The sequence below is a fragment of the Pseudomonas sp. BJa5 genome (genome assembly GCF_030272875.2).
Lineage (GTDB): Bacteria > Pseudomonadota > Gammaproteobacteria > Pseudomonadales > Pseudomonadaceae > Aquipseudomonas.
In genome coordinates, this window is record NZ_JALRNG020000035.1 from 65,467 (window position 1) to 76,427 (window position 10,961).

13 protein-coding genes and 1 pseudogene are annotated in these 10,961 nt (G+C 64.6%); 11 read left to right on the top strand and 3 right to left on the bottom strand.

The features are described from left to right. The first annotated feature begins 110 nt into the window (after nucleotides 1-110). The 11 genes and pseudogenes from ubiE to M2D63_RS19500 all read left to right on the top strand — a co-directional run bounded on the left by ubiE (nucleotide 111) and on the right by M2D63_RS19500 (nucleotide 8,047). On the top strand, nucleotides 111-881 hold the full coding sequence (ubiE, locus tag M2D63_RS19450; protein ID WP_285864622.1) for a bifunctional demethylmenaquinone methyltransferase/2-methoxy-6-polyprenyl-1,4-benzoquinol methylase UbiE: 771 nt from the start codon (nucleotides 111-113) through the stop codon (nucleotides 879-881). After that, nucleotides 881-1,504 (top strand): SCP2 domain-containing protein, encoded by a 624-nt coding sequence (locus M2D63_RS19455; RefSeq protein ID WP_285864623.1) that lies wholly within the window; start codon nucleotides 881-883, stop codon nucleotides 1,502-1,504. The genes ubiE and M2D63_RS19455 overlap by 1 nt, the downstream gene beginning before the upstream one ends. After that, a complete protein-coding gene (gene ubiB / locus M2D63_RS19460; RefSeq protein ID WP_285864624.1) occupies nucleotides 1,501-3,108 on the top strand; it encodes a ubiquinone biosynthesis regulatory protein kinase UbiB in 1,608 nt (535 codons plus the stop codon). Before M2D63_RS19455 ends, ubiB begins: the two co-directional genes overlap by 4 nt. A gap of 72 nt (nucleotides 3,109-3,180) precedes the next feature. After that, on the top strand, nucleotides 3,181-3,573 hold the full coding sequence (hisI, locus tag M2D63_RS19465; RefSeq protein ID WP_285864625.1) for a phosphoribosyl-AMP cyclohydrolase: 393 nt from the start codon (nucleotides 3,181-3,183) through the stop codon (nucleotides 3,571-3,573). A 1-nt stretch (nucleotide 3,574) separates the two neighbouring features. Then, nucleotides 3,575-3,910, top strand: coding sequence for a phosphoribosyl-ATP diphosphatase (locus M2D63_RS19470; protein ID WP_285864626.1), 336 nt, complete (start codon nucleotides 3,575-3,577; stop codon nucleotides 3,908-3,910). Nucleotides 3,911-3,936: 26 nt separating this feature from the next. Further along, on the top strand, nucleotides 3,937-4,206 hold the full coding sequence (locus M2D63_RS19475) for a twin-arginine translocase TatA/TatE family subunit (RefSeq protein WP_285864627.1): 270 nt from the start codon (nucleotides 3,937-3,939) through the stop codon (nucleotides 4,204-4,206). Nucleotides 4,207-4,209: 3 nt separating this feature from the next. Then, entirely contained in the window at nucleotides 4,210-4,560 is a 351-nt protein-coding gene (gene tatB / locus M2D63_RS19480) for a Sec-independent protein translocase protein TatB (protein ID WP_285864628.1), read from the top strand. Continuing rightward, on the top strand, nucleotides 4,557-5,348 hold the full coding sequence (tatC, locus tag M2D63_RS19485; protein ID WP_285864629.1) for a twin-arginine translocase subunit TatC: 792 nt from the start codon (nucleotides 4,557-4,559) through the stop codon (nucleotides 5,346-5,348). Before tatB ends, tatC begins: the two co-directional genes overlap by 4 nt. After that, complete coding sequence (locus M2D63_RS19490) at nucleotides 5,345-6,052, top strand: 16S rRNA (uracil(1498)-N(3))-methyltransferase (RefSeq protein WP_285864630.1); 708 nt, start codon at nucleotides 5,345-5,347, stop codon at nucleotides 6,050-6,052. The genes tatC and M2D63_RS19490 overlap by 4 nt, the downstream gene beginning before the upstream one ends. A 78-nt stretch (nucleotides 6,053-6,130) precedes the next feature. Continuing rightward, a pseudogene (locus tag M2D63_RS19495) lies at nucleotides 6,131-7,189 on the top strand (methyl-accepting chemotaxis protein); the annotation flags it as partial. Nucleotides 7,190-7,333: 144 nt separating this feature from the next. Next, nucleotides 7,334-8,047: a methyl-accepting chemotaxis protein gene (locus M2D63_RS19500; RefSeq protein WP_405310643.1), complete on the top strand. Its 714-nt coding sequence runs from the start codon at nucleotides 7,334-7,336 to the stop codon at nucleotides 8,045-8,047. 82 nt (nucleotides 8,048-8,129) lie between these two features. Here the strand turns inward: M2D63_RS19500 and M2D63_RS19505 are convergent, their stop codons facing one another. From M2D63_RS19505 to M2D63_RS19515, 3 genes are all read right to left on the bottom strand, one after another. Beyond that, nucleotides 8,130-8,864 (bottom strand): amino acid ABC transporter ATP-binding protein, encoded by a 735-nt coding sequence (locus M2D63_RS19505; RefSeq protein ID WP_285864634.1) that lies wholly within the window; start codon nucleotides 8,862-8,864, stop codon nucleotides 8,130-8,132. After that, nucleotides 8,857-9,819, bottom strand: coding sequence for an amino acid ABC transporter permease (locus tag M2D63_RS19510; protein WP_285864632.1), 963 nt, complete (start codon nucleotides 9,817-9,819; stop codon nucleotides 8,857-8,859). Before M2D63_RS19510 ends, M2D63_RS19505 begins: the two co-directional genes overlap by 8 nt. Nucleotides 9,820-9,896: 77 nt before the next feature. After that, complete coding sequence (locus M2D63_RS19515; protein ID WP_285864635.1) at nucleotides 9,897-10,697, bottom strand: transporter substrate-binding domain-containing protein; 801 nt, start codon at nucleotides 10,695-10,697, stop codon at nucleotides 9,897-9,899. Nucleotides 10,698-10,961 lie beyond the last annotated feature (264 nt).

The following is a 10,961-nucleotide window of genomic DNA, read 5'->3' on the forward strand; positions in this document are numbered from 1 at the left end:
ATTCAAAGGCATACTTCTATTATGCCCGCACCCCACCTGCGACACACCCCGCCAAGACAAATCCGGTCGTACGCCCTAGAATGGCCGGTAATTTTTTTCGGTGAAGCGATATGAACGATCAGCGCAAAGGCGACCACGCCGAACCCACCACCCATTTCGGCTACCAGAACGTACCGGAAAGCCAGAAAGCCGAGAAAGTGGCCGAGGTGTTCCACTCGGTGGCGGCCAAGTACGACCTGATGAACGATGTGCTCTCCGGCGGCATGCACCGCCTGTGGAAGCGCTTCACCATCGAGCTGTCCGGTGTGCGCAGCGGCAACCGGGTGCTGGACATCGCCGGTGGTACTGGCGACCTGGCGGCCAAGTTCTCCAAGCTGGTCGGCCCCACCGGCCAGGTTGTCCTGGCCGACATCAACGAATCGATGCTCAAGGTCGGTCGCGACCGCCTGCTCGATCGTGGCGTGGCCGGCAACATCGAGTTCGTCCAGGCCGACGCGGAAAAGCTGCCGTTCCCGGACAACTACTTCGACTGCGTGACCATCGCCTTCGGCCTGCGCAACGTCACCCACAAGGAAGATGCCATCCGCTCGATGCTGCGGGTGCTCAAGCCGGGCGGCCGCCTGCTGGTGCTGGAGTTCTCCAAGCCGACCAACAAGCTGATGTCCAAGGCCTACGACGCCTACTCGTTCGCCTTCATGCCCCTGGCCGGCAAGCTGATCACCAACGACTCGGAAAGCTACCGTTACCTGGCCGAATCGATCCGCATGCACCCTGACCAGGAAACCCTCAAGGCGATGATGGTCGAGGCCGGTTTCGACCGCGTCACCTACCACAACATGACCAGCGGCATCGTCGCCCTGCACCGGGGTATCAAGCCCTGATGCTCCTGGCCGGCCTTCTCGCCAGCGTCGAACATGGCCTGAACCGTGTCCTGCGCCTGGACAGCACGGCGCTGCCGCGCCTGGCTGCGCTCAATGGCAAGGTGATTGCCATCGACTGCCGCCAGCCGGCACTGCAGCTGTTCATCCTGCCCGGTGACGACGGCCTGATGCTCGCCGCCCACTGGTCCGTGGAGGCCGACTGCACCCTGCGCGCCCCGGCCAGCAGCCTGGTGCGCCTGGCCCTGAGCCAGGACAAGCCCGCCGTGTTGCACAGCCCGCAGGTGGAGCTCGAAGGCGACAGCGCGGTGCTGCTGGACCTGGTTGCGGTACTCCAGGACCTGGAGCTGGACTGGGAATACGAGGTCTCGCGCTGGCTCGGGCCGGTCGCCACGCAACTGCTCAGTGGCCACCTGCGCAGCCGCGCCAGCTGGACCCGCCAGGGCCTGGCCAGCCTCAACCAGAATCTCTCCGAGTACCTGGCCGAAGAAGCCCGCACCCTGGTCGGCCAGCGTGAGGCCGAAGCCCGCTTCAGCGAGCTCGACACGCTCAAAGTCGACATTGAACGCCTCGAGGCGCGCGTCGAGCGCCTCGCCCGATCCCTTGATACCAGCGATAACGCATGAAGCTGCTTGCCGTCCGCCGTCTGTTGCGCATCCAGAGTGTGGTGATCCGCTACCGCCTCGATGACCTGCTGTTCGACCTGCCGCTGCCCTGGTGGCTGATGGCCCTGCGGCACCTGATGCCCTGGCGCTGGCTGCCGCGCAAGCCCCTGGACCTGAGCCGTGGTGCCCGCCTGCGCCTGGCCCTGCAGGACCTGGGGCCGATCTTCATCAAGTTCGGCCAGTTGCTGTCGACCCGCCGCGACCTGTTGCCCGAAGACATCGCCGACGAACTGATGCTGCTGCAGGACCGGGTGCCGCCGTTCGACCCGCAAAAAGCCGTGGCCATGATTGAAGAGCAGCTCGGGGCGAAGATCAGCGAAGTGTTCAGCCGCTTCGACGTCGAACCCCTGGCCTCGGCCTCGGTGGCCCAGGTGCACTCGGCCAAGCTCAAGAGCGGCGAAGAGGTGGTGGTCAAGGTGGTGCGCCCGGGCCTCAAGCCGGTCATCGCCCAGGACCTGGCCTGGCTGTTCCTGATCGCCCGTGGCGCCGAGCGGGTGTCGGCCGATGCCCGCCTGCTGCACCCGGTGGAAGTGGTCAGCGACTACGAAAAGACCATCTACGACGAGCTCGACCTGCTGCGCGAGGCGGCCAACGCCAGCCAGCTCAAGCGCAACTTCGAAGGCTCGGAGATGATGTACGTGCCCCAGGTCTACTGGGACTGGTGCCGCCCCAAGGTGCTGGTGATGGAGCGCATCTACGGCATCGGCGTCACCGACCTGGCCACCCTGGCCGACCAGCGCACCGACATGAAGATGCTCGCCGAGCGCGGCGTGGAGATCTTCTTCACCCAGGTTTTTCGTGACAGTTTCTTTCACGCCGACATGCACCCGGGCAATATCTTCGTCAGCACGGTCAAGCCATGGAGCCCGCAGTACATTGCCATCGACTGCGGCATCGTCGGCAGCCTGACCCCCGAGGACCAGGACTACCTGGCGCGCAACCTGTTCGCCTTCTTCAAGCGCGACTACCGCCGCGTCGCCCAGTTGCACATCGATTCGGGCTGGGTGCCGGCGCACACCAAGCTCAACGAGTTCGAAGCGGCGATCCGTACCGTGTGCGAGCCGATCTTCGAAAAACCGCTGAAAGACATCTCCTTCGGCCAGGTGTTGATGCGCCTGTTCCAGACCGCGCGGCGCTTCAACATGGAAGTCCAGCCGCAACTGGTGCTGCTGCAGAAGACCCTGCTCAACATCGAGGGCCTGGGCCGCCAGCTGTACCCCGAACTGGACCTGTGGAGCACCGCCCAGCCGTTCCTCGAACGCTGGATGCGCGACCGGGTCAGCCCCAAGTCCGTGCTGCAGAACCTGCACAGCCAGGTCGAGCAGATCCCGCACCTGGCCGGCATGACCCGCGACCTGCTCGAGCGCATGTCGCAGCCGCACCTGGCCGAGCCACCCGCCGCCTGGCAACAGAAGGGCGACGGCTGGGCCCTGCGCCTGCTCGGTGCCGGCCTGCTCGGCGGTGGCGCGACACTCGCCGCCGGTGCCGTCAGCCTCAGCGCCCCGGCCGCCTGGCCCGCCTGGCTGATGCTGGCCGCCGGCCTCTACCTGATTGTGCGTCGATAGCCAGCCGGGCCTGCGGCTGGCACACTAACGCCAGGGTTTGGCAGAGAATCGAACCGAGTTTTGGAGTCGAAGATGAAAGACTGGCTGGATGAGATCAACTGGAACAGCGACGGCCTGGTACCGGCCATCGCCCAGGATCACAAGACCGGGCGCGTGCTGATGATGGCCTGGATGAACCGCGAGGCCCTGAGCCTGACCGCCACCGAGCAGCGCGCCATCTACTGGTCGCGTTCCCGTGGCAAACTGTGGCGCAAGGGTGAAGAATCCGGCCATGTGCAAAAACTGCACGAAATGCGCCTGGACTGCGACGCCGACGTGATCATCCTGATGGTCGAACAACTGGGGCATATCGCCTGCCACACCGGTCGCGAGAGCTGCTTCTACCGCGTGTATGAAAACGCCGAGTGGAAAACCGTCGACCCGGTCCTCAAGGATCCCCAAGCCATCTACAGCGCAGGACACTGACATGAGCGACACCCTGACCCGCCTGGCCGAAGTGCTCGAAGCGCGCAAAGGCGCCGAGCCCGACAGCTCTTACGTGGCCAGCCTGTACCACAAGGGCCTGAACAAGATCCTGGAAAAGCTCGGCGAAGAGTCGATCGAGACCATCATCGCCGCCAAGGATGCCGCCCACAGCGCAGATTACAGTGATGTCATCTACGAGACCGCCGATCTGTGGTTCCATAGCCTGGTGATGCTCGCCGCACTGGGCCAGCACCCGCAGGCGGTACTGGATGAACTGGACCGCCGTTTCGGCCTGTCCGGGCACGCCGAGAAAGCCGCGCGCCAGCCATCGGCCTAAACAGAACTATTTCGAGGGATTGCACCATGGGTATTTTTGACTGGAAACACTGGGTTGTCCTGCTGGTCGTGGTGGTACTGGTGTTCGGCACCAAGAAGCTGAAGAACTTCGGCAGCGACCTGGGCGAATCGATCAAGGGCTTTCGCAAGGCCATGAACGAGGAAGAGTCCAAGCCCGCCGAGCCAACCCCGCCGCCGGTGCAGCCCGTCCAGCCCCAGGCCACTTCGCCGCTGAACCAGCCGCAGACCATCGACGGCCAGGCACACAAGGTCGAAGAGCCCATCAGGAAAGATTGATCAATGTTCGGGATCAGCTTCAGCGAACTGTTGCTCGTGGCCCTGGTGGCCCTGCTGGTACTCGGCCCCGAGCGCCTACCGGGGGCTGCGCGTACCGCCGGCCTGTGGATCGGCCGCCTCAAGCGCAGCTTCAATGCGATCAAGCACGAAGTGGAGCGCGAGATCGGCGCCGATGAAATCCGTCGCCAGCTGCACAATGAGCACATCCTCTCCATGGAGCAGGAAGCGCGCAAGATCCTCAACCCCACCAGCGTGACGCCCGAACCGCCTGCCGCGCCTGTCGCTGGCAGCGAACCGACGCCACCGGTCGCCAGCCCGACCGCCGAACCGACCCAGCCGCCGCGAGCCCCATGAGCGATATTCCGGAAAACGACCAGCCGATGCCGCTGGTTTCGCACCTCACCGAGTTGCGTACACGCCTGCTGCGCTGCGTCGCGGCCATCTTCCTGATCTTCGCCGGGCTGTTCTCCTTCGCGCAGCAGATCTACACCCTGGTTTCGGCGCCGCTACGCGCCCACTTGCCGGCCAATGCGACGATGATCGCCACCGACGTGGCCTCGCCGTTCCTGACGCCGTTCAAGCTGACCATGATCGTCTCGCTGTTCCTGGCTATTCCGCTGATCCTCCAGCAGATCTGGGGTTTCATCGCCCCCGGCCTGTACCGCCACGAAAAGCGCATCGCCATTCCATTGCTGGTCTCCAGCATCATCCTGTTCTACGCCGGCATGGCCTTCGCCTACTTCCTGGTGTTCCCGCTGATCTTCGGCTTCTTCGCCAGCGCCACCCCGGAAGGGGTGTCGATGATGACGGACATTTCCAGCTACCTGGACTTCGTCATGACCTTGTTCTTCGCCTTCGGCGTGGCCTTCGAGATCCCGGTGGCCGTGGTGCTGCTGGTGTGGATCGGCGTGGTCGACGTGAAGTACCTGAAGAAGATCCGCCCGTACGTGATCATCGGCTGCTTCGTGGTCGGCATGGTCCTGACCCCGCCGGACATCTTCTCCCAGACCCTGCTGGCAGTGCCCATGTGGTTGCTGTTCGAGGTCGGCGTGCTGGCCGGAGGGCTGATCCGCAAGCGTGGCGAGCATCACGAAGACGTCAGCGACGACCACAACGACCAGCCGCCAGCGACCCAACCGTGAACCTGCTGCTCCTTGAAGAGGCCGATTTCATTGCGGCCGACCGCGTAGTGCTGGCTGACCGGCGCTTTACCCACATGCAGGAAATCCACGGGGTCGCCGTGGGCGATACCTTGCGCGTGGGCCGAATCGGCGGCCTGATGGGCGAGGCCCGGGTGCTGCGCCTGGAAGGCCACGAAGCCGAGCTGTCGGTCAGCTTCGAGCGCGAGCCGCCAGCCAAGCTGCCACTGACCCTGGTACTGGCCCTGCCACGACCGAAAATGCTCCGCCGGGTGTTCCAGACCGTCGCCACCATGGGCGTACCGAAGCTGATCCTGGTCAACAGCTACCGGGTCGAGAAGAGCTTCTGGCAAACCCCGTTCCTGGAACCTGAAGCGATTCGCGAGCAACTGGTCCTGGGCCTTGAACAGACCCGCGACACCATCCTCCCGGAGGTGATCATCGAGAAGCGCTTCAAGCCCTTCGTCGAAGACCGCCTGCCGGCCATTGCCCAGGGCACCCTCGGCCTGGTCGGCCATCCCGGCCCCTTCCCGCCCTGCCCGCGCGGCCTGGATGAGCCGGTGACCCTGGCCATCGGCCCGGAAGGCGGCTGGATCCCCTACGAGATCGACTTGCTGGGCAAGGCCGGGCTCGCCCCGGTACAGCTGGGCGAACGCATCCTGCGCGTGGAGACGGCGGTCACCGCCCTGCTCGCTCGTCTGTTCTGACTTCAGTTTTGCGGCGCCAGGCCGATGCAGGGGCACGAGAACAATAATCGCCCCTGCCGATCGCAATGGAGTCCCACCATGTACCGTTGGTTAGCCCTGCACCTGGGCAACGTGAGCGTCAATCGCAAGCTAGGCATCGGCTTCGGCCTGGTCCTGCTGCTGACCCTGAGCATTACCCTGACCGGCTGGCAGGGTATCAGCGGCATCACCAACCGTGGCGACACCCTCGGCGGCATCTCCCAGGTGTTGCAGGCCACCCTCGAACTGCGCGTTGCCCGCCAGGGCTACCAGCTTCGGGGCGACGAAGCCTCGGCGCAGCAGCTCAACAACGCCCTGGCCAACCTGGAGCGCCAGCTGCAGCAGGTCGACCAGCGCATCACCCGCCCCCAGGACCAGCAGCGCATCGAACAGCAGAGCCAGGCCGTGCGCCAGTACCGCCAGGCCCTGGACAGTGCCGAAAAGGCCGCCCGCCAGCGTGAAGCCAGCCGCGAGGTGCTGGGCAGCAGCGCCGACCAGGCTGCTTCGCTGATTGCCGAAGTCGAGCAACAGCTGCTCGGCGGCAGCGACCTGAACCTGTTCAACAGTGTCGTCGGCGCCAGCAAGCTGCTGCAGCAGGCGCGCTTCCAGGTGCGCGGCTACACCTACAGCGGCAAGGTCGAGTTCCAGAAGACCGCCCTCGACGCCATCGACCAGGCGACCGCCCAGCTGCGCACCCTGGCCGAAGTGCTACCGGCCAGCTACACCAGCACCTTCCAGCAAGCGGCACGAGCGCTGGAGCACTACCGTGGCGCCGTGGTGGAGTTCGGCGCCGCCCAGGCCGCCACCGAACAGGCGACCCAGCAGATGACCGTCCAGGGCCAGATCCTGATCGACCAGAGCCAGCAACTGACCACGGCCCTGACCCAACTGCGCGACGAGGAAGCAGAGCACGCCAGGTTCATGCTCGGCCTGTCCACGGCATTGGCCCTGCTGCTCGGCGTCCTCGCCGCCTGGGCGATCACCCGGCAGATCATCATCCCCCTGCGCCAGACCCTCAGCGCCGCCGACCGGGTCGCCAGCGGCGACCTGCGCCAGGACCTGCACACCGAGCGGCGCGACGAACTGGGCCAGCTGCAACGCAGCATGCAGCGCATGACCGTCGGCCTGCGCGAGCTGATCGGCGGCATCGGCGATGGCGTGACGCAGATTGCCAGCGCCGCCGAAGAGCTGTCGGCGGTGACTGAGCAGACCAGTGCCGGGGTCAACAATCAAAAGGTCGAGACCGATCAGGTGGCCACCGCCATGAACGAGATGGCCGCCACCGTCCAGGAAGTTGCGCGTAACGCTGAAGAAGCCTCGGAAGCGGCGCTGATGGCCGACCAGCAGGCCCGCGAGGGTGACCGGGTGGTGGGCGAAGCCATCGCCCAGATCGAGCGCCTGGCCTGCGGCATGAACCACTCCAGCGAGGCCATGGGCCAGCTCAAGAGCGAAAGCGACAAGATCGGCAGCGTGCTCGACGTGATCAAGTCGGTGGCCCAGCAAACCAACCTGCTGGCCCTCAACGCCGCCATCGAAGCGGCCCGTGCCGGTGAGGCCGGGCGCGGCTTTGCCGTGGTCGCCGACGAAGTCCGCAGCCTGGCCCAGCGCACCCAGCAATCGACCGAAGAGATCGAAACCCTGATTGCCGGGTTGCAGAGCGGCACGCAACAGGTCGCCAGCACCCTGGACGCCAGCCGCAGCCTGACCGACAGCAGTGTCGAGCTGACCCGACTGGCCGGCACCTCGCTGGACACCATCACCCGTACCGTGTCGTCGATTCAGGCGATGAACCAGCAGATCGCGGCAGCGGCCGAGCAGCAGAGCGCCGTGGCTGAAGAGATCAACCGAAGTGTGATGAATGTGCGGGATGTGTCGGACCAGACCTCGGCGGCCAGTGAAGAAACGGCGGCCTCGAGTGTCGAGCTGGCGCGGTTGGGGACGCATTTGCAGATGCTGGTGGGCAGGTTCCAGCTTTAAAGGCATCGCGGGGCAAGCCCGCTCCTACAGGATCTGGGGCATACAGAAAACCTGTAGGAGCGGGCTTGCCCCGCGATGAAACCTACAACACCTGACGCAAGAACGCCTGGGCGCGCAGGTCCTTGGGCGAGGTGAAGAACGCCTCGGGCGGCGAATCTTCCAGCAGCTTGCCATGGTCGAAGAACAGCACCCGGTCCGCCACTTCCCGGGCAAAGCCCATTTCGTGGGTCACGCAGACCATGGTCATGCCTTCCAGGGCCAGGGTCTTCATGACATCCAGCACTTCACCGACCATCTCCGGGTCCAGCGCCGAAGTCGGCTCATCGAACAGCATCACCTTCGGGTCCATGGCCAGGGCCCGGGCGATGGCCACCCGCTGCTGCTGGCCACCAGACAACCGCGACGGGTACTCGTTGGCCTTCTGGCCGATCCCGACCTTGTCCAGCAACGCCCGGGCCTTGGCCTCGCGCTCAGCCTTGCCGCGCTTGCGTACGACCTTCTGCGCCAGGCACAGGTTCTCCAGCACGGTCATGTGCGGGAACAGGTTGAAGTGCTGGAACACCATGCCGACCTCGCGGCGATAGGCATTGATGTCGGTCTTGGGGTCGGACAATTGCAGGCCATCGATGGCCACAGTGCCTTCGTCGAAGGACTCCAGGCCATTGAGGCAGCGCAGGAAGGTCGACTTGCCCGAACCGGACGGCCCGAGCACCACCAGCACCTCGCCCTTGGCAACGTTGGTGCTGACATGGTCGACCGCACGTACCACCTGGCCGCGGGTATCGAAGACTTTTACCAGATCACGGACTTCAATCACTTTGCGCAAGCCTCCGCTCAAGCCGGCTGGCCATGTGCGACAGCGGCAGGTTGATCAACAGGTACAGACCGGCGACGCAGAACCAGATCTCGAAGGTCGAGAACGAGGTGGTGATCGCCTCGCGCCCGCTCTTGGTCAGTTCGGTAATGGCGATCACCGAGACCAGCGAGGTGTCCTTGACCAGGCTGATGAATTGCCCGGCCAGCGGCGGCAGCACGCGCTTGAACGCCTGCGGCAGGATCACGTGGCGCATCGACTGGCCGGCGTTCAGGCCCAGGGAACGGGCAGCTTCGCCCTGCCCCTTGGCGATCGACTGCACGCCGGCACGGACGATTTCGGCCACGTAGGCGCCGGTGAACAGCGCCAGTGCCGCGACCCCGGCGAACTCGCGGGACAGGTTGAGCACCGTGCCGATGAAGAAGTAGAAAATGAAGATCTGCACCAGCAGCGGCGTACCGCGCACCAGCTCGACATAGACGGTGGACAGGTCGCGCAGGGTCGGGTTGTTCGACAGCCGGCAGAGCCCGGCGAACAGGCCGATCACCAGGCCCAGGATTCCGGAGGCCACCGAGATCCAGATGGTGGTCCACAGGCCCCAGGCCAGTGGGCCCGCCGCCCAATGGTGGGTGACGCCGATGAGGTCGCCTTCGGCCACGTCATCGCCACGTGACAACTGCAGGCTGGCCGATTCGACCTCGAACACCTGCTCTGCGCCGCTTTCGTCACGCACCGTGACGCTGGCCATGCTGCCTTTGCTGGCGATCGATTCGATGGTGCCGTTTTCGCTGGTGCGCTGGGCGACTTCCGCCTGGTAGGCGAAGTATTGCGGCACCCGGTTCCAGCTCCACTCGTAGGCAATCATCGAGGTCGCGTAGTACAGGCTCAGCGCCAGGCCCACCAGGACCAGCGCTGTCAGCCCGTGCCAGGGCCACTGGGCTTTCTTGTGTTTGATCACTTAAGGTACTTCCGTAAAAGCGAACGCGCAGGACCAGCCTGCGCGTCGGGTTTCAAGCCAGGTGTAGGACCCAGGCCTTATTCCATGTCCTTGAGCCAGGCGGTGTCCTTGAACCACTTGTCGTGGATTCGATCGTAGGTACCGTCGTGCTTGATCTGGTGCAGGAAGTTGTTGATGAAGTTCAGGCTGTCGTAGTCGCCCTTCTTCAGGCCGAAGGCCAGGGGTTCGAAGGTGAACGGCTTGTCGAGGAACAGCAGCTTGCCGGCGCCGGCCTTGTTCACGGCTACCACGTTGTAGGGCGCATCGTAGACGAAGGCATCGGCCTTGCCGTTGACCACGTCCATCACCGCTTCCTGCTCGTTGTCATAGCCATGGTACTTGGCCTTGCCGATCAGCTTCTTGGCCACCATCTCGCCGGTGGTGCCGAGCTTGGAGGTCAGGCGGTACTCTTCACTGTTCAGGTCCTTGTACGACTTGACCTTGTCTGCCAGTTCCTTGCGGATCAGCAGGGTCTGGCCGACGACGATGAAGGGTTCGCTGAAGTTCAGCTTCAGGTTGCGTTCCTGGGTCAGGGTCATGCCGCTGCCGATCATGTCGAACTTGTCGGTCATCAGCGCCGGGATGATGCCGTCATAGGCGGTGGAAACCATTTCCAGCTTGACGCCCATGGACTTGGCCATGGCCTTGAGGATATCGACTTCGAAGCCGACGATCTCGCCGCGCTTGTTGGTCATCTGGAACGGCATGTAGGTCGGGTCCATGCCCACACGCAGGGTGCCGCGCTTGACCGCGTCGTCGATGGCACCGGCCGCCTGGGCGGCATTGACCGCGATCAGCGCCGTGACGCCGACCAGCAGCATCGACAGGTATTTCTTCAACATCACCAGATCCCCCAGCAAGAAAACTCAAATTTTATTGTTGGCACGAATCGCCTACAGGCGGGTGCGAGATTTTCGGGGGGGATGGTATCAGAAAACGGGGGGAAGCCATCGCGGGGCAAGTCGAGGGGGGGGGGGGGGGGGGGGGGGGGGGGGGGGGGGGGGGGGGGGGGGGCGGCGAGAGGGACGCCGCCCCCCCGCCCCCCCTCCTCTCAAAAGAGGGGGCGGACAAGAGACAGCGGACGCAAAGGAGGGGAGAGGGAC

What these genes read in the sequence shown, in the direction of transcription:
- ubiE (WP_285864622.1), top strand. Translation starts at nt 111, where the DNA reads ATGAACGATCAGCGCAAAGGCGACCACGCCGAACCCACCACCCATTTC.
- M2D63_RS19455 (WP_285864623.1), top strand. Translation starts at nt 881, where the DNA reads ATGCTCCTGGCCGGCCTTCTCGCCAGCGTCGAACATGGCCTGAACCGT.
- ubiB (WP_285864624.1), top strand. Translation starts at nt 1,501, where the DNA reads ATGAAGCTGCTTGCCGTCCGCCGTCTGTTGCGCATCCAGAGTGTGGTG.
- hisI (WP_285864625.1), top strand. Translation starts at nt 3,181, where the DNA reads ATGAAAGACTGGCTGGATGAGATCAACTGGAACAGCGACGGCCTGGTA.
- M2D63_RS19470 (WP_285864626.1), top strand. Translation starts at nt 3,575, where the DNA reads ATGAGCGACACCCTGACCCGCCTGGCCGAAGTGCTCGAAGCGCGCAAA.
- M2D63_RS19475 (WP_285864627.1), top strand. Translation starts at nt 3,937, where the DNA reads ATGGGTATTTTTGACTGGAAACACTGGGTTGTCCTGCTGGTCGTGGTG.
- tatB (WP_285864628.1), top strand. Translation starts at nt 4,210, where the DNA reads ATGTTCGGGATCAGCTTCAGCGAACTGTTGCTCGTGGCCCTGGTGGCC.
- tatC (WP_285864629.1), top strand. Translation starts at nt 4,557, where the DNA reads ATGAGCGATATTCCGGAAAACGACCAGCCGATGCCGCTGGTTTCGCAC.
- M2D63_RS19500 (WP_405310643.1), top strand. Translation starts at nt 7,334, where the DNA reads ATGAACGAGATGGCCGCCACCGTCCAGGAAGTTGCGCGTAACGCTGAA.